Raw genomic sequence first — 15586 nt, 5'->3', positions numbered from 1 at the left:
GGAGGACAGAAGGTTGAGTAACTCGCTTCCCACTGAAGATACGGAGGCAAATGACGCGGGCCAAAGCCTCACGAGTAATCCGCTACTTCTCTTTTTCGTCGTCGTTGCTGCGACGATTGCGATTTCATCGGTGCTCTGGTGGGTAGTGCTGCCCCTGGCTGGGCAATCGCGTGCGGACCAAAAATCAGTCGAAGAGAGCGTCTATTACGAAGGCTGCAACGAGGTCCGCGCATTGGGCAAAGCACCGCTACATCGAGGTGATCCGGGCTATGGCTTGCACATGGATGGTGATGGCGATGGGATCGCGTGCGAGCCGCGACCTGACGAATAATGAAGACTTAGAGGAAAGTGTCCGCCGCACTCTCCAGCAACACCCGCGAATACAGGACATGCGCCTGCTGCATGAAGCGCCAGCCGCTCTGGCCCAGGTTGCCGACCCAGCTTCCGAAATAGAGCGTCGTCGTGCCAGGATTTCTTGATTGTCCTACCGCTGCGCTACTTGAGGACGTTCCTGTCTGTCCTACCGCTCCACTGCTTAAGGACGTTCCTGTCTGTCCTATCGCTGCGCTACCTGAGGACACCGCCAACCAACTCGCAGTGCCGGTGTCCTTCGAATGTAAAAGGATTTCGTGTCTTTCATGCCCTACCGCTTTGCTGCCTGAGGGCAGGTCGGACCGCTCGACAACTTCCCACACCGCGAATCTGTCGGTCTCTCCGCGGGCGAGGGCACGGGCATCGGCATTGCTGGCCCCGCGACCGATCAGGCCGAGCACGATCCGTTCGGGCCGGAAGGCCGCGCTGCAGTAAAATCTCTCGATGAATTGTTCGAGCGTGACATGGCCTGCAACCTCGCGGGCGAAGCAGTCGCGGTAATCCTGCGCGCTGCCATATCGGGCGAGCAGGCTATCGGGCGAGACCTCGACCTGTCTGACGCTGCCCATCGCCGCCAACCCTCACCCGCACCAGTCGGCCGACTGGCCCCAGCCATCGCCGCTGGCGAGGCCCGCGTCGATCATGTGGGTGGCAAGGTATTCGACCGAACCGTCTGCCGCCGTGCGCCAGGCATAGCGCAGCTCGCGCCCGTACTGGTCGCGCGGGGGCTGCGTGCCGCCATCCCATTCAAAAGGGCCTGCGTTGAGCCAGTTTCGTAGCGCCGTCTCCGCCTCTTGCGCCTTGGCGCTTTCGGCGGGACAGGCGCCCTCGATCTCGGGCGCGTCATAGCCGGTCAGGCGGATGCGCCGCGCCGTCTTGCCATAACCGATGGTCACCGTGTCGCCGTCGCTGGTGCAATAGCTGCCGCGGCCCTTCGCGCCGCAGATGCCGAATGTCTGGGAGACTTGCGATCCCTCGGGCGGTCCGAACATCTCGTCGGCCTGCCACCAGGTCGAAACCAGGATAACGGCTGCAATCACCAGTATCGCGGCGATCCTGCCGAGCCTTGCGGCACTGCCGCCGCTCCTCGGGGGCTTTGGCCCACCACCGCCGCGACGCTTGCCCGATTGCAGGGCGTAGGCGTCTGCCTTGGTCCAGTTGGTGCGTTTCCTGAATGGTATGACCTTGCCCATGGCTGCGCGATAGCACGCGCGCCGCGCCCGGTCAGCGGTTCTTGTCCGCTCTCAGTAATCGTGTCGCGGGCTGCTGCGCCGATCGCTGCCGCAGCGCCGCTCGTTCACGCGGCGGTCGGGTCCGGCGAAGGGCAACTGTGCCTTGCGCCTGTCCACGCCGCTCCGGCGCCCCTTGTCGGCTACTGACTCGTCCCAATACATCCTCTCGTCCTCCTCGTTCCCTGCGCTTTATGCGTCTGGGAAATATCGAGCGACCCGGATCGATAGGAATTCGCTACGACCGGGGAATTAACAAAATCCTACCGGCGATAGAGCATTGAAATCATGTCCTACTCTGTCCGGGTCCGATATAATGTAAATCCCTCGCAGGTTTTATGTAATTTCTTGTATGGAAACGACAGAATGGGATTAGAACGACGGTTTTTGGCCCATTGGACTGTGTTCCATGTGTTCCATCGAGTAGGGTTTAAGCGGCAGGAATTTTTTCGCCTTTCGCTTGTCGCGGCTGCGAAATTGATTTGCATCAACGACGCTTTGTGACCGCAAATTATCCTGATGGCTCGTCAATCGATCCAAGGAAGGATGATCCATGTCGCAGCACACACCCAATGAACTGACCGAGATTTTCAGGCGCGACCGCGAACTCGTCACCCGGCTGAAGCAGGACAATGCGCATTACGCGCGGCTCGCCGATGAATATCACGAGGTGAACCGCGAAGTGCACCGCATCGAAAGCGAAGCCGAAGCGGCGAGCGACGAACGGACCGAAGCGCTCAAGAAGAAGCGCCTGGGCCTGCTCGACGAGATTACCGCCATCATCGACAAGGCGCGGGCGGCCGCCTGAATCCGGCTAGGCCTTTCCTCTCCTGCGCCAAGCCGCTAAGCGCGCGGCAATCAAGGCGCAGGAGTGTTTCGCGATGAGTGCCAGCAGCGACAAGGTCAGCCTCGCAAAGGCGGAAGTGCTGATCGAGGCTTTGCCTTATTTCCAGCGCTATGCCGGGCGCACTTTCGTGGTGAAATACGGCGGGCACGCCATGGGCGATCCCGAGGCGGCAGAGGATTTCGCGCAGGACATCGTGCTGCTGAAGGCGGTCGGCATCAACCCGGTCGTCGTCCACGGGGGCGGGCCGCAGATCGGCGCCATGCTCAAGAAGCTGGGCGTCGAAAGCACTTTCGTCGATGGCTTGCGGGTCACCGACAAGGCCACTGCCGAAGTTGCCGAAATGGTGCTGTCGGGCGCGATCAACAAGGAACTGGTCGGCTGGATCGCCAAGGCTGGCGGCAAGGCTCTCGGTATTTCGGGCAAGGACGGCGGACTGGTCACTGCGGTCAAGGCGCAGCGCACGGTCAAGGATCCGGACAGCAATATCGAAAGCGCGATCGACCTCGGCTTCGTCGGCGAGCCGGCGCATGTCGATACGACGATCATCGATACGGCGGTAAATGCCGGGATGATCCCCATCATCGCCCCGATCGGTGCGGGCGATGACGGGCATACCTACAACATCAATGCCGACACGATGGCAGGCGCGATTGCGGCGGCGCTCGGCGCGGCGAGGCTGTTCCTCCTGACCGATGTTGCCGGTGTCCTCGACAAGCAGGGCGAGCTGATGACCGACCTGACGCCTGCGGACATCGCCGGGCTGAAGGATGATGGGACGATATCGGGCGGCATGATCCCCAAGCTCGAAACCTGCGTCAGCGCGGTCGAGAGCGGCTGCGAAGCGGCGGTAGTTCTCGACGGGCGCGTGGCGCACGCGATGCTGCTCGAATTCTTCACCGCGCGCGGCGCAGGCACGCTGATCCGCAAGGCCTGACGACAGCTCGAAAGATCGGCGCGCTAGGGGTGGCGTCCGGCGTATTGCAAAGGTAATACGCGGGAGCCCCGGGACGCCCGCAACAGGACGACGACACAATGGAAGCCCTTCTCGCGATTTACCAGATTATCGGTCTGCTCACGAATGTGCTGGTGATGCTGATCATCATCCAGTTCGTGATCGGATTGCTGTTCGCCTTCAATGTGGTGAACCCTTCGAACGAATTCCTGACCGCGTTCTACAACTCCATCAACCGCCTGCTCGACCCGGTGCTGCGCCCGATCCGGAACCTGCTGCCCAGCACCGGCGCGATCGATTTCTCGCCGCTGGTGCTGATCATCCTGCTGCAGATCGTCATGATCGTGCTTGGCAGCGTTATCCGGAGCGTCTGATGACCGCGGTACAGATCGACGGGAAAGCCTTTGCCGCCAAGCTTCGCGAGAAGATCGGCGAAAAGGCCGCTGCATTTACCGACAAGACCGGGCGCAAGGCTGGCCTTGCCGTCGTGCTGGTGGGCGAAGATCCGGCTAGCCAGGTCTATGTCCGCAGCAAGGGCAAGGCGACCGTCGCTGCAGGGATGGAAAGCTTCGAATACCGCCTGCCCGCCGATACGCCGCAGGACGAACTCGTCGCGCTGGTGCGCAAGCTCAATGCGGACGACGCGGTCGACGGCATCCTGGTGCAATTGCCATTGCCCAAAAACCTCGACGAAAAGGCCGTGATTGCGGAGATCGACCCGGACAAGGACGTCGACGGCATCACCCCGACAAATGCTGGCAGGCTGGTTCTCGGCATGGATGCGCTGGTGTCCTGCACGCCGCTCGGCTGCACCATGATCCTGAAGGACATGCTCGGCGACCTGAGCGGCATGGATGCAGTCGTCGTTGGCCGTTCGATCCTGTTCGGCAAACCGATGGCGCAGTTGCTGCTGGCCGAAAACTGCACCGTTACCATGGCGCACAGCCGCACGCGCAACCTGCCCGAGGTGCTGCGCCGCGCCGACATCGTCGTGGCAGCGGTCGGCGTACCCTTCCTGATCAAGGGCGACTGGCTCAAATCGGGTGCGATCGTGCTCGACGGCGGGATCAACCGGCTCGATCCCGAACCGGGCGAGGAAAAAGGACGCATCGTGGGCGATGTCGCCTTCGACGAGGCAGTGGGCCACGTACGCGCGATCACACCGGTGCCCGGCGGAGTCGGCGCGACGACCATTGCCGTGCTGCTCCGCAACACGATTGTCGCCGCCTATCGCAATGCAGGGCTGGGGGATCCGGAAGGGCTGTGAGGAACTTCGCACTCATCCTTGCGACGCTCGCGCTTGCATCATGCGCAGGCTCGCGCCCCTCTATGCCGGATCGTGCGATCAACCGCGCGCTGGCAGGTGCACCCGGCCAGGCACAGCCGAGTACTATCGTTTCGACTGAACTCGCCTTCGCCCGCATGGCGAGGGAAAAGGGACAGTGGACCGCCTTTAAGGAGTTTGCCGCCGACAACGCGCTGATCTTCGGCGCCAATGGCGCGATCGAGGCAAAGCCGTGGCTGGCGCAGCAGGTCGATCCTGCGCAGGCGGTACAATGGGAGCCGCACTTTGTCCGGATGAGCTGCGACGGTTCGCTCGCCGTATCGCAGGGGGCGTTTCAGGAGCCGGGCGGTTCGGTTGGCACCTTCTACACCGTGTGGGAACGCCAGCAGGATGGCGAATATCGCTACATTTTCGACTTCGGTTTCCCGCAAGCCGAGGCGCCTGCAAAGCCGGACTTGATCGGTAGCGCGATCGGGGATTGTTCTGCTGTTGGCAAACCGCTCCCGATTGTCGCCGACGGCCTCAATATCCGACAGTCGGCCGACGGCACGCTGGCATGGACTTTCCAGGTCGCCGGTTCGCCAGCGACGCGTTATTTCCGTGTCTGGCAGGCAAAGGGCGAGGAAATGGCGATTGTGATCGACGTCGCCGTACCGCCGGGTGCCGAATGATGGAGCTGTTCATCTCCGCCTTTATCACGCTTTTCGTCGTGATCGACCCGCCCGGTTGTGCGCCGATCTATGCCGGCCTGACCAAGGGCGCGTCAGCGGCGCAAGCGCGCTCGATGGCGATCCGCGCCAGTGCGATAGCGACGGTCATCCTGCTGATCTTCGCATTGTTCGGTGAAGATCTCCTCGGCGCCCTGCACATCCAGCTCGACAGTTTCCGCATAGCCGGCGGGCTCATGCTGTTCTTCATCGCGTTCGAAATGGTGTTCGAGAAGCGAACGCAGCGGCGCGAGGAACGCGCCGAAAAAGTGGCTGCGACGCCCGAGGTCGAAGATGTGTCGGTGTTCCCGATGGCAATGCCGATGCTGGCAGGGCCCGGCGCGATTGCCGCGATCATGCTGCTGATGAACGAGGCCGACGATTTCGAGGAATCGCTGGTGGTGCTCGGCGCGCTTGGTGCGGTCTTGCTTATCACAGCCGCTGCTCTGGTCGCAGCGCGTCCGCTGATCCGCCTGCTCGGCGACCGGGTCGAGGCAGTGATCACCCGTTTGCTCGGCGTGCTGCTCGCAGCACTGGCCGCTCAGTATGTCATCGACGGGCTGAAGGGCAGCTTCGGGATCTAGCCCGCCTTACTGGAGGGTGACGATCTCGTCGCCGTCGTCGCGAAAGCCATAGAACTGCATCAGCTGGATCAGCAGCTTGCACCGCGACGGAAGGTCGGGTGCCTCCAGCAATGCCTGTTTCGATGCCGGATCGAACGGGGCGATCTGGGAAACGCCGTTGATCAGCGACTGGTCGTCGAGCCGCGAAACCGAATCCCAGTCAACGCTGTACCCCTGCACATCGGCAAAATGACGCGCTTCCTGTTCGAAGGCGGCACGTTCGACGGCAGAAACGAATTCGTCATCACCGTCGTCAATCAGTTCAGCCTCGACCTGGCGGAATGCGGTCGTGACATCGAGTTCGCGCATCATCCTGAAACGCGCCTCGCCCTCGAGCACGATGTTGAAGCGACCATCGTCGAGCGCCTCGACATCGCCGATCCTCCCGACGCAGCCGACATTGTAGAGCGGCGCGCCATCGACCGGACGCTGCGGCTGGATCATTGCAATCAAACGGTCGCGGGCAAGCGCATCGGAAACGAGCGCACGGTATCGCGGCTCGAAGATGTGGAGCGGCAGTTGCAGGCCCGGAAACAGGATCGCGCCGGGCAGGGGAAATATGGAAAGCCGCTTGCTCACAGTCCTCAGCCGAACAGGATTTTGGACAGGCGGCGGCGGGTCGAAACGACCCAGGCATCTTCAAGACCGACCGCTTCGAAGATCTGCAGCAGCTTGGCGCGCGCCGCACCATCGTTCCATTCACGATCTGTTTCGACCATCTGCAGCAGGGTGTCGGCGGTCTCGTCACGCTGGCCCGCGGCAAACGCAGCCTCGGCAAACGCCAGCTGCTTGTCCATGTCATCAGGGCTGGACTGCGCTGCGTCGCGAAGTGCGGCAAGCTCGCCTTCATCGACCGGATTGCCTGCCAGTTCGAGCGCACTTTTCGCAGCGGCAATGGCGGGGTCGCTGGCGAGCGAGGGATTGTTCTCGGCAGCCTGCATGACAGCGCGTGCTTCATCGACGTGTCCGGCCTGGACCAGCGAACGCACCAGCCCTGCCTGCGCTGCACCATTGTCCGGCGCCATTTCGACAACCTGTCCGAACATCCCGGCTGCACGTTCGGCATCGCCATCGGCGAGGATCTGTTCCGCCATTGCGATGAACTGGGCGATGTCTTCGGCAGAGGGGCCCTGCTGGCCCTGTCCCTCTGCTGCATCGCCCCCGCCGATCGGCAACTGGCCGAGCAACTGGTCGAGCACCTGCTTGAGCTGCGTTTCGCTGCGGGCGTTGGTCAGGTCGGCGACGGGTTGCCCCTGGAACATGGCATAGACAGTCGGAATCGACTGGACCTGGAACTGGCTGGCGATAAATTGTTCTTCATCGACATTGACCTTGGCGAGGACCACGCCCTTGTCGGCATATTCCGCAGCGACCTTCTCCAGCGTCGGGGCGAGTGCCTTGCACGGTCCGCACCACTCTGCCCAGAAATCGAGGATGACCAACTTGGTCATCGAAGGTTCGACTACGTCCTTGCGGAAGCGGTCGACCGCTTTCTGTTCGTCGAGATTGAGCCCCATGCTGGCCAAGTCTTGTCCCCTTGCGTGTCGGTATCGTGTTACTAGCGTAGGCCCAATGTGGGTCCTCGCGGCGCAATGTGAAGGGGATTTCGGCCATGTGCAAACAAGGCGCGTTTTTCCCCTTGCGGCCTTTGAAAACCGTTGCTAGTTGCGCGCCTCCCCACCGGGAAGCATTGATTCCCGGTAGAGCGTCAGTGAGCGGGCGTAGCTCAGGGGTAGAGCACAACCTTGCCAAGGTTGGGGTCGGGCGTTCGAATCGCCTCGCCCGCTCCATTTCCTCCAGCATCGGAATATTCGCGCACGGACCGTCGGTCCGTCGGTGCCGTTCGTCGATGGGCGGGCATTTGTGCTTGCGCGTTCCAAATACATCGCTATCCGCTACGATATGTTATCACATGATGTATCGATGAAAGCGCCGTCCTCCCCGATGAAAACAACCCGGATCGTCTCCCGTCTCGCGATTGCGAGCGTCCTTGCCATGTGTTTCGCGGCGGTCCCTGCATATGCGCAGCAGGCCGACCCGGCGGAAGGGCAAGAGCATGCGGAACCGGCGAAGGACGAGGTTGCCGCTGACCGTGCAGACGCGGGGCAGGACGATTTTCACAGCCGCTCGCTCGACTACCAGGGCAATATCATCGTCTCGGCTTCCGGTTTGAAGCAGCTCGACCTGCTCGCCGGGACTTCGGTGATCGAAGCGCTTGAACTGCAGCGCGAGATGGCCGGACAGGTGGGCGAAGTGCTCGCCAAACTGCCGGGTGTTTCGGCGACCGGGTTTTCGCCAGGCGCCTCGCGCCCCGTTCTGCGCGGCTTTTCGGGCGACCGCGTCCGCGTGCTGGTCGACGGGCTCGGCTCGATCGATATTTCCAACACCTCTGCCGACCACGCGGTAACAATCGACCCGCTTACGGCCGAGCGTATCGAAGTCCTGCGAGGACCTGCTGTGATGCTGTTCGGCAGCCAGGCGATCGGTGGCGCGGTAAATGTGATCGACAAGCGGATACCGCTGCGCATCCCGTCGGAACCGATCCATGTCGACGGGCTCGCTAGCCTCGATACCGTTTCCGACAAGCGCGAGGCAGGCCTGTCGGTCGATCTTCCGGTCGGGTCGAAATTCGTGGTTCATGCCGATGGCTCATGGCGCAAGACCGGCGATCTCGGGATTGGCGGCTATGTCGCTTCGCCCACGCTGCGTTCCGAACTCCTGACGCAGGCAGACGACGTCGCCGGTTCCGATCCCGATGCCGCAGGTGAACTTCGCGATCTTGCGAACCTTCGCGGCACGTTGCCGGGTAGTGCGACCGAGACCTACACCGGCAATATCGGTGCAGCTTTCTTCGCCGGCGAAAGCAATCTGGGTGCCTCGATCGGCGTTTACGATACGGTCTATGGCGTACCGGTCCGCCCGGGTGGCGGCGAGGACGAGGAAGTGTCGATCGACCTCCACCAGTTCCGCGCCGATCTGCGCGGCGAACTGGCACTGGGCAGCGGCATGTTCGAACAGCTGAAGACCCGCGTCGGTTTCAGCGATTATTCTCACAGCGAGCTCGAAGGGGACGAAGTCGGCACGACCTTCGACGTCCAGGGCCTCGAAGCGCGCATGGAACTCGTCCAGAAGGACACGCGCACATGGCGCGGTTCGGTCGGCGCGCAATATTACTACCGCGATTTCCTCGCGACCGGCGAAGAAGCCTATATCGCGCCCAACGAAACCGAGCAGTTCGCAGTCTTCGCGCTGCAGGAATTCGGCGGTGGCCCGATCCAGGTCGAAGCAGCCGGGCGCTTCGAGACATCGACCGTGACGGCGAAATCGATCGGCGAAGATCGCAGCTTCAACACAGTTTCAGGCGCTGTCAGCCTCGTTTACGAGACCGACCAGGCGCTGCGATACGGCATCAACCTGTCTCGCGCTGCACGCGCCCCGAGTGCGGAGGAAATGTTCTCGAACGGCGCGCATATCGCGACGCAGGCGTTCGAAGTCGGCGATCCGGATCTCAAATCGGAAACAGCGCTCGGCGCAGAAGCCTTCCTCCGCGGCCGTATCGCCGGGGCGGAACTCAACGTCGCCGTCTTCAAGCAGTGGTTCAGCGACTATATCTACCAGTCTGCGACCGGCGACATTGAAGACGGTCTGCCGGTGTTCGAATATCTTCAGGCGGATGCCAGCTATTTCGGTGTCGAGGGCGAGATTTCCCTACCGATCTACGACAACGGACCGTTCGCGCTGCTGGCAGACCTGCGAGGCGACTACATCCGCGCCGAACTCGACGACGGTACTCCGCTGCCGCGTATTCCGCCGCTCAGCCTGCTCGGCGCGCTGGAAGCACAGACCGAACGGTTCGATGCACGCGCAGAAGTGCAGTGGTTTGCAAAGCAGGATCGCGTCGCGCCGCTCGAAACCCCGACCGACAGTTTCACGCTCGTCAACCTGAGCCTCAGCTGGAAGCCGATCCGCGGGAACGAGTCGGTGACGCTGCTCGTGGGCGCCGACAACATCTTCGATGTCGACGGACGGCGCCATGCCAGCTTCACCAAGGACTTCGTCCCTGTTGCGGGTCGCAATTTCAAGGCGAGCGTTCGCTTCAGCCTTTGACGGCGAGGCGAACGATGCCGCGTTGCGCTCAGTCTTCGGCAGCGAAGGTGAGCGAGGCGTGTTCCTCCAGCCGTTTCACCAGATCCTCGCCGAGGAAGTAGCCGGGTGTGCCGATGCCGCCCGGCTTGTCGCATGACAGGAGGGCGATGCCGGTTTCCGCGATCATGCGGCTGGTCGAGCCATAGCCCGGGTCGAACTTGCCCTTGACCGAATAGTGCAGGCTCTCGCCATCGGGCATTTCGGCCACGAACAGCACATCGTAGAACCCGTTCTCGCGCTCTTCCTTGGTCGGGCCTTCACCGGGCTTCGGAGGCTTCGCGCCGAAAGGGTTCTTCATCATTTCGGCAGCGGCATCGGCCATTTTCTTGCCCGCTTCGCCCGGGCTGGTGAGCACCATCTCGTCATAACGGAAATCCTCGCCCCACAAATGGCCGAGCAGGAAATTCGTGCGATGGACGTTCTTGGTGTTGATGGGCGCCATGACGAAGGGCGCGGCCCATTTGCCCAGCTTCTCCTCGTAACGCGGGATCATGCCGCTTGGCTGATCGGGCCCTTCGAAGCCCGGCGTCAGGCCGAAGCTCGACCGCAGGATGCCGATCAGCTTGGGATTCTTCGCGACCGTTTTCATCGTTTCGGTCAGGCTGGCGACCGTGCCGCCCGAAGCACCGCCCTGCATGGCGCGGACGCGCCCCTTCACGCGCGGCGCAGGCTTGCCGAAGCGCTTCACGGCCTCCTTTTGCGTCATCAGGACGCCGAGATCGAAGGGGATGGAATCGAAGCCGCTCGAAAAGCAGATATGCGCGCCCGATGCTTCGGCGGCAGCCTGATGCTCGTCGATTATCTGGCGCATCCACACCGGCTCGCCGCACAGGTCGGTGTAATCCGTTCCGGTCTTCACGCAGGCGGCGACCAGGGCATCGCCATATAGCTGGTAGGGGCCGACAGTCGTAATGACGACGCGCGTGCGGTTGCACATCGCCTCCAGACTTGCCGCATCGTCGGCATCGGCGACCACCAGCGGGGTCGATTGCGGTGCACCGATCTCGTCGCGCACGCTCTCGAGTTTGGCGAGGCTGCGCCCGGCCATGGCCCATTTCGGCCCGTCGTCCCGGCTGCCGTATTCGCGCACGAAATGTTCAGCGACGAGGCGTCCGGTGTAGCCGGTTGCACCATAAACGATGATGTCGAATTCGCGGGTAGCCATGTATCTCTCCTTCGCGCCGATGAATGCGCCCGGAAAGCGGGAGAGTCAAAGACGCTACGACGCGCGGGGAATGCGGGGCAGAACGCCCGTCTGGCTCGAGATGGCGAGCAGGCGGCCGTCTTCCGAGAAATGCCGCGCCGAACCATGAACGACCCCGCGATCGAATGCAGCGAATTCGGTCATGCTCAGCACCCAGCCCGGCTCTGCACCCTGTATGAAACGGAACATGGCATCGAGGCTCGACCCGCCACGCGAGGCGGGATGTGCGCCGAGGAACAGGTCGGAAATTATCGCCAGCCAGCCTGCATCGACCGGAAATTCGGCCCGTGACCGGGTCCACACGCCCTGGATGCCGCGTGCTTCGTCATAAAGGCAGACGCGATATTCGAACTGGTCGGGAAGGCTGCCCGGCGCAGAATGGCTGATCTCGACCGGGGTCGCATCGTCCGGCCCGACGACATCCGGCATCTGCGCAAACAGTGTCTGCTCATTCGGCTCGCGATAACCGAGCGCGCCGCTGGCGCGGTGGGTAGGGCGACCGTTCACGCTGGCCGAAGCGGCGTATTGCGCCACCGACTGGCCGCCGCCGCATTGTTCGCAGGAAATGGCCAGCTCTTCTGCATGTTGCGTGGCGCCGAGGAACTGCACCTGCGCCCACAGCAAGGGCAGTTCGCTGTCGAGTTGCATCGCATCGATGATCGCGCCGAGAGCGGCCCCGCCCATGATATGCGGGGCGCCATCCGGCCCCGCCGTGGCGGGCGGCATGACGGGCAGCACGAATTCGCCGCTCCGTTCGCCCGGCACGACGCGCCAGAAGGGGAAGCGGGCTACACTCATCGTTTCTGCTCTACAGCCGCGGCAGGGTTACCCCGCGCTGGCCCATATATTTGCCCGCGCGGTCGGCATAGGTCACCTCGGGCCGCTCGTTCCCTTTGAGGAACAGGAACTGGCACGCGCCTTCGTTGGCGTAGATTTTGGCCGGCAGCGGCGTGGTGTTCGAAAATTCCAGCGTGACATGACCTTCCCAGCCCGGTTCGAGCGGGGTGACGTTCACGATGATGCCGCAGCGCGCATAGGTGCTCTTGCCGAGGCAGATGACCAGCACGTCTTCGGGAATGCGGAAGTATTCGACCGTCCGCGCAAGTGCGAAGCTGTTCGGCGGGATCACGCACACATCGGTATCGCGATCGACAAAGCTGTTGCTGGCAAAATCCTTCGGATCGACAACCGCGCTGTCGACATTGGTGAAGATCTTGAACTCGGGCGCGACCCGCGCGTCGTAGCCGTAGCTGGACAGGCCGTAAGAGATGCAACCGTCGCGCCGCTGGGCTTCCTCGAACGGCTCGATCATGCCGTGTTCGCGGGCCTGGGTGCGGATCCATTTGTCGGAGAGAATCGCCATGGCCCTGTGATTCCGCATCGCGAGCCGCTGGGCAAGCGCGCATGGCGCAGTTTTGCCGATTACTTGACCTGACGCGCAGCCAGTTGCGGGTTGAGCGCGGTGATATGGTTCAGCCACTTCTTCGGCCTGCGCAGCATCTTCTGCGGGTAATCGACCTTCAGTCCGACGATTTCGGCCATACGGCCGACGAAGTGGATGCAGTTGCGATTGTCGAGGTCGTAATACTTGCCCGGGGCATCGCGCCAGGCGCGCATTTCGGCAACGATGCGGTGATACTGCTTGTCACTGATCGGTATGGTGAAGTGCCGGTTGGTGCCGGAAATGTACTTCGCCTCTTCGATCATCACGTCGTGTTCGACCGGGCCGCTCAGGATCTTGGTGCTGACGCTTTTTGCGGTGAATCCGTAGTTTTCGTTCACGACCTTGCCGCTCTCGTCGAGAGTCCCTTCGAGCACGATGAAGGCGTGCGGATAACGGCCGACGATGACCGACCCGTTGAAGCTGTGGAAGCTCAGTTTGACCTCGGCAAGTGCGGGGCTTCCCGACAAGAGGGCGAACAAGGCGATCAGGGATAGAAGGGCGCGACGCATCGAAAGCATCCTATCGTTCCGGGATGGGCGGGCGCAAGGCGCTTGATGCGCGGGGCATGCTCGTCCTAGAAACCGCGCCATGAAGCTTTTCGCCTTTTACTGCCGCGACGGTGAGCATGGCGCCTTCTTCCGCGAACACACGCAGGAGGCATTGCTCGAACATTTTGCCGAGCACGGCGAGCATTTTGCCGTGGCAGGTCCGCTGACCAAGGGCGAGGCGGTGGTCGGGTCACTGCTGATCATCAAGGCCATGGACGAGGCAGAGGCACGCGAACGGCTGGAAGCGATTCCCTATTTCGCAGCAGGCGTGTGGCAGTCGATCCGCGCGGATGAATTCAACCCGCTGTTCGGAGACTGGTCCAAGGGCTGAAGCGCCGTCAGGGCAGTAGCAGGGTCGATCCGGTGGTTTTGCGCGCTTCCAGATCGGCATGGGCCTGTGCCGCGTCGGTCAGCGGATAGGTCTGGCCAATGGCGACTTCGACCTTGCCGCTGCCGAGCATTTCCCAGACTCGCGAAATCCCGCGCTCACGGTCCGCATCGCTCGCATAATAGTCGAACAGGGTGGGGCGGGTGACGAACAGCGATCCCTTCTGTGCAAGCACGCCCAGGTTCACCCCTTCGACCGGACCCGATGCATTGCCGAAGCTGACGAGAAGCCCTCGCGGTGCGAGGCTATCGAGCGACGCCTTGAAAGTGTCCTTCCCGACGCCATCGAGCACAACCGGCACGCCCGCGCCGTCGGTCAGCTCGCGAACGCCCGCAGCAACATCGTGCTGGTCGTAACGGATTACGTGATCGCATCCCGCTTGCATGACGATATCCGCCTTCGCCTCGGATGACACGGTGCCGATAACGTGCGCGCCGATGGCCTTGAGCCATTGGACGAGAATAAGCCCGACGCCGCCTGCAGCAGCATGAACCAGCACTGTGTCTCCGGCAGAGACATTGGCGCATCGCTCGACAAGGAATTCGACCGTTGCCGCCTTCAATGTCGAAGCGGCGGCAATCTGGTCAGATATATTGTTCGGAAGCCTGAACAGAGCTGCGGCTGGCATTGCCCGGTGGGTTGCATAGGCGCCTAGGCCGGGCCCCATGTAGGCAACGCGGTCACCGACTTTCAGCGTCGTCACATTCTCGCCGATCGCCGTTACGCGCCCTGCGGCCTCCAGGCCCAGTCCGCTGGGCAATTCGAGCGGGTAAAGCCCAGTGCGGTGATAGGTGTCGATGAAGTTGAGCCCGACGGCGCTATGCTCGATCACGACCTGACCCGCGGCCGGAACCGGTATCTCGCCGGTCACCCATTCGATCACTTCGGGACCTCCGTGCCGGGAGATCTGCGCGCGGGTGCAAGCGCCCGCCTGGATTGAATCAGAAGTCATCGATCAGGCGTCCCGCGACGGCATCCAGCTTCGCCATAAGCGACCGGTCATGCCGGTCTGGCGCAGTAATCACCGAATCGTCCAACGCGGTGTCGATGGGCGAGGCTTCGCGTTTCGCGGGCAGCGCCTTGATGAAACGAACGAGCATGTCGCGGGCTAGCTGGCTGTTCTGCTGCATCTGGGTCACGACCTGCGTGACGTCGACCGCATCGCCTTCGCGCCAGCAGTCGTAATCGGTCACCATGCCGATGAGGGCATAGGGAAGTTCTGCCTCGCGGGCGAGCTTGGCCTCGGGCATGGCAGTCATCCCGATGATGTCGGCACCCAGTTCACGGAACATGTGGCTTTCGGCGCGGGTCGAGAATTGCGGTCCTTCGATCGCGACATAGGTGGCGCCGGTCGCGACCTTGCCTTTGGCCGCCGCGATCGCCTTTGCTGCCATCCCGGACAATCGCTCGCATACCGGATCGGCCATCGAGACATGGGTGACAAAGCCTGAACCGTAGAAAGTGGAGGGGCGTCCGCGGGTCATGTCGATGAACTGTTCGGCCACAGCAAAACGGCCCGGTTCGATTTCTTCGCGCAAGGAACCAACCGCGCTGACGGCGAGGATGTCGGTGCATCCTGCGCGTTTCAGGGCATCGATATTGGCACGGGCATTCAGTTCGCCGGGCGAGATCGGATGGCCTCTTCCATGCCGTGGGAGGAAACGTACCCGGACATCGCCGATGCGGCCGCACAGGATTTCATCGGACGGCTTGCCCCACGGGCTCTCGACGGAGATCCACTGCGCATCTTCCAGCCCCTCTATCGCGTAGAGGCCCGATCCGCCGATAATCCCGATTGTCCATGGGCTAACCATGCCACTCCCTTTTCGTGTGTGCCGGTA

The 15586-nt window shown here is 62.4% G+C and carries 20 protein-coding genes and 1 tRNA gene; 10 read left to right on the top strand and 11 right to left on the bottom strand.

The window, feature by feature from the left end:
* The first annotated feature begins 13 nt into the window (after positions 1–13).
* The gene (locus AMC99_RS11140; RefSeq protein WP_061926563.1) at positions 14–331 is read left to right on the top strand and encodes an excalibur calcium-binding domain-containing protein; all 318 of its coding nucleotides are present in this window, start codon (positions 14–16) and stop codon (positions 329–331) included.
* A gap of 7 nt (positions 332–338) precedes the next feature.
* Here AMC99_RS11140 and AMC99_RS11135 read toward each other — a convergent pair whose 3' ends face one another.
* The 3 genes from AMC99_RS11135 to AMC99_RS14015 are packed head-to-tail and all read right to left on the bottom strand — an operon-like array spanning position 339 to position 1766.
* The gene (locus AMC99_RS11135) at positions 339–941 is read right to left on the bottom strand and encodes a hypothetical protein (RefSeq protein WP_061926561.1); all 603 of its coding nucleotides are present in this window, start codon (positions 939–941) and stop codon (positions 339–341) included.
* Positions 942–953: 12 nt separating this feature from the next.
* On the bottom strand, positions 954–1565 hold the full coding sequence (locus AMC99_RS11130) for a thermonuclease family protein (protein ID WP_061926558.1): 612 nt from the start codon (positions 1563–1565) through the stop codon (positions 954–956).
* A 51-nt stretch (positions 1566–1616) separates the two neighbouring features.
* Positions 1617–1766: a hypothetical protein gene (locus AMC99_RS14015; RefSeq protein ID WP_157058312.1), complete on the bottom strand. Its 150-nt coding sequence runs from the start codon at positions 1764–1766 to the stop codon at positions 1617–1619.
* 388 nt (positions 1767–2154) lie between these two features.
* Between AMC99_RS14015 and AMC99_RS11125 the strand changes: the two genes are divergently transcribed.
* The 6 genes from AMC99_RS11125 (at position 2155) to AMC99_RS11100 (ending at position 5976) form a co-directional block, all read left to right on the top strand.
* Positions 2155–2409, top strand: a complete 255-nt coding sequence (locus tag AMC99_RS11125) for an HP1242/YdcH family protein (RefSeq protein WP_061926556.1) — start codon at positions 2155–2157, stop codon at positions 2407–2409.
* A gap of 73 nt (positions 2410–2482) precedes the next feature.
* Positions 2483–3382, top strand: a complete 900-nt coding sequence (argB, locus tag AMC99_RS11120; protein ID WP_061926554.1) for an acetylglutamate kinase — start codon at positions 2483–2485, stop codon at positions 3380–3382.
* Positions 3383–3480: 98 nt separating this feature from the next.
* The gene (locus tag AMC99_RS11115) at positions 3481–3774 is read left to right on the top strand and encodes a YggT family protein (RefSeq protein ID WP_061926552.1); all 294 of its coding nucleotides are present in this window, start codon (positions 3481–3483) and stop codon (positions 3772–3774) included.
* Positions 3774–4667: a bifunctional methylenetetrahydrofolate dehydrogenase/methenyltetrahydrofolate cyclohydrolase FolD gene (gene folD, locus AMC99_RS11110; RefSeq protein WP_061926550.1), complete on the top strand. Its 894-nt coding sequence runs from the start codon at positions 3774–3776 to the stop codon at positions 4665–4667. Before AMC99_RS11115 ends, folD begins: the two co-directional genes overlap by 1 nt.
* Positions 4664–5356, top strand: a complete 693-nt coding sequence (locus AMC99_RS11105) for a Cif family virulence factor (protein WP_061926548.1) — start codon at positions 4664–4666, stop codon at positions 5354–5356. The genes folD and AMC99_RS11105 overlap by 4 nt, the downstream gene beginning before the upstream one ends.
* Complete coding sequence (locus AMC99_RS11100; protein WP_061926547.1) at positions 5353–5976, top strand: MarC family protein; 624 nt, start codon at positions 5353–5355, stop codon at positions 5974–5976. The genes AMC99_RS11105 and AMC99_RS11100 overlap by 4 nt, the downstream gene beginning before the upstream one ends.
* Positions 5977–5982: 6 nt before the next feature.
* On the opposite strand, the gene AMC99_RS11095 is transcribed toward AMC99_RS11100, so the two are convergent.
* Entirely contained in the window at positions 5983–6594 is a 612-nt protein-coding gene (locus tag AMC99_RS11095; RefSeq protein WP_061926545.1) for an LON peptidase substrate-binding domain-containing protein, read from the bottom strand.
* A 5-nt stretch (positions 6595–6599) separates the two neighbouring features.
* A complete protein-coding gene (locus AMC99_RS11090) occupies positions 6600–7532 on the bottom strand; it encodes a tetratricopeptide repeat protein (protein WP_061926543.1) in 933 nt (310 codons plus the stop codon).
* A gap of 198 nt (positions 7533–7730) precedes the next feature.
* Here AMC99_RS11090 and AMC99_RS11085 point away from each other — a divergent pair.
* Together AMC99_RS11085 and AMC99_RS11080 are read left to right on the top strand one after the other, a co-directional pair.
* Positions 7731–7805 (top strand) — tRNA-Gly (locus tag AMC99_RS11085).
* A gap of 133 nt (positions 7806–7938) precedes the next feature.
* Complete coding sequence (locus AMC99_RS11080) at positions 7939–10122, top strand: TonB-dependent receptor (protein WP_083440233.1); 2184 nt, start codon at positions 7939–7941, stop codon at positions 10120–10122.
* A gap of 28 nt (positions 10123–10150) precedes the next feature.
* Here AMC99_RS11080 and AMC99_RS11075 read toward each other — a convergent pair whose 3' ends face one another.
* From AMC99_RS11075 to AMC99_RS11060, 4 genes are read right to left on the bottom strand one after another with little or no spacing between them, the layout of a single operon-like run.
* Positions 10151–11326: a saccharopine dehydrogenase family protein gene (locus tag AMC99_RS11075; protein ID WP_061926539.1), complete on the bottom strand. Its 1176-nt coding sequence runs from the start codon at positions 11324–11326 to the stop codon at positions 10151–10153.
* Between the two features lie 54 nt (positions 11327–11380).
* On the bottom strand, positions 11381–12163 hold the full coding sequence (locus AMC99_RS11070; protein WP_061926537.1) for a thioesterase family protein: 783 nt from the start codon (positions 12161–12163) through the stop codon (positions 11381–11383).
* Between the two features lie 10 nt (positions 12164–12173).
* On the bottom strand, positions 12174–12728 hold the full coding sequence (dcd, locus tag AMC99_RS11065) for a dCTP deaminase (RefSeq protein WP_061926535.1): 555 nt from the start codon (positions 12726–12728) through the stop codon (positions 12174–12176).
* Positions 12729–12787: 59 nt separating this feature from the next.
* Positions 12788–13318, bottom strand: a complete 531-nt coding sequence (locus AMC99_RS11060; RefSeq protein ID WP_061927952.1) for a hypothetical protein — start codon at positions 13316–13318, stop codon at positions 12788–12790.
* Between the two features lie 79 nt (positions 13319–13397).
* Here AMC99_RS11060 and AMC99_RS11055 point away from each other — a divergent pair, with 79 nt between their 5' ends.
* On the top strand, positions 13398–13688 hold the full coding sequence (locus AMC99_RS11055) for a YciI family protein (RefSeq protein WP_061926533.1): 291 nt from the start codon (positions 13398–13400) through the stop codon (positions 13686–13688).
* A 7-nt stretch (positions 13689–13695) separates the two neighbouring features.
* Here AMC99_RS11055 and AMC99_RS11050 read toward each other — a convergent pair whose 3' ends face one another.
* Together AMC99_RS11050 and mtnP are read right to left on the bottom strand one after the other, a co-directional pair.
* Complete coding sequence (locus AMC99_RS11050) at positions 13696–14697, bottom strand: quinone oxidoreductase family protein (RefSeq protein WP_061926531.1); 1002 nt, start codon at positions 14695–14697, stop codon at positions 13696–13698.
* Positions 14687–15559, bottom strand: a complete 873-nt coding sequence (gene mtnP, locus AMC99_RS11045) for an S-methyl-5'-thioadenosine phosphorylase (protein WP_061926529.1) — start codon at positions 15557–15559, stop codon at positions 14687–14689. The genes AMC99_RS11050 and mtnP overlap by 11 nt, the downstream gene beginning before the upstream one ends.
* Between the last annotated feature and the right edge of the window lie 27 nt (positions 15560–15586).

It is taken from the genome of Altererythrobacter epoxidivorans, from assembly GCF_001281485.1.
GTDB lineage: Bacteria > Pseudomonadota > Alphaproteobacteria > Sphingomonadales > Sphingomonadaceae > Erythrobacter > Erythrobacter epoxidivorans.
This window is presented reverse-complemented; position numbering and strand designations above follow the sequence as displayed.

Bases quoted from the DNA above. Each gene is read 5' to 3' on its own strand.
- AMC99_RS11135 (WP_061926561.1), bottom strand. From the start codon at position 941: ATGGGCAGCGTCAGACAGGTCGAGGTCTCGCCCGATAGCCTGCTCGCC.
- AMC99_RS11130 (WP_061926558.1), bottom strand. From the start codon at position 1,565: ATGGGCAAGGTCATACCATTCAGGAAACGCACCAACTGGACCAAGGCA.
- AMC99_RS14015 (WP_157058312.1), bottom strand. From the start codon at position 1,766: ATGTATTGGGACGAGTCAGTAGCCGACAAGGGGCGCCGGAGCGGCGTG.
- AMC99_RS11125 (WP_061926556.1), top strand. From the start codon at position 2,155: ATGTCGCAGCACACACCCAATGAACTGACCGAGATTTTCAGGCGCGAC.
- argB (WP_061926554.1), top strand. From the start codon at position 2,483: ATGAGTGCCAGCAGCGACAAGGTCAGCCTCGCAAAGGCGGAAGTGCTG.
- AMC99_RS11115 (WP_061926552.1), top strand. From the start codon at position 3,481: ATGGAAGCCCTTCTCGCGATTTACCAGATTATCGGTCTGCTCACGAAT.
- folD (WP_061926550.1), top strand. From the start codon at position 3,774: ATGACCGCGGTACAGATCGACGGGAAAGCCTTTGCCGCCAAGCTTCGC.
- AMC99_RS11100 (WP_061926547.1), top strand. From the start codon at position 5,353: ATGATGGAGCTGTTCATCTCCGCCTTTATCACGCTTTTCGTCGTGATC.
- AMC99_RS11090 (WP_061926543.1), bottom strand. From the start codon at position 7,532: ATGGGGCTCAATCTCGACGAACAGAAAGCGGTCGACCGCTTCCGCAAG.
- AMC99_RS11080 (WP_083440233.1), top strand. From the start codon at position 7,939: ATGAAAGCGCCGTCCTCCCCGATGAAAACAACCCGGATCGTCTCCCGT.
- AMC99_RS11075 (WP_061926539.1), bottom strand. From the start codon at position 11,326: ATGGCTACCCGCGAATTCGACATCATCGTTTATGGTGCAACCGGCTAC.
- AMC99_RS11070 (WP_061926537.1), bottom strand. From the start codon at position 12,163: ATGAGTGTAGCCCGCTTCCCCTTCTGGCGCGTCGTGCCGGGCGAACGG.
- dcd (WP_061926535.1), bottom strand. From the start codon at position 12,728: ATGGCGATTCTCTCCGACAAATGGATCCGCACCCAGGCCCGCGAACAC.
- AMC99_RS11060 (WP_061927952.1), bottom strand. From the start codon at position 13,318: ATGCGTCGCGCCCTTCTATCCCTGATCGCCTTGTTCGCCCTCTTGTCG.
- AMC99_RS11055 (WP_061926533.1), top strand. From the start codon at position 13,398: ATGAAGCTTTTCGCCTTTTACTGCCGCGACGGTGAGCATGGCGCCTTC.
- AMC99_RS11050 (WP_061926531.1), bottom strand. From the start codon at position 14,697: ATGACTTCTGATTCAATCCAGGCGGGCGCTTGCACCCGCGCGCAGATC.
- mtnP (WP_061926529.1), bottom strand. From the start codon at position 15,559: ATGGTTAGCCCATGGACAATCGGGATTATCGGCGGATCGGGCCTCTAC.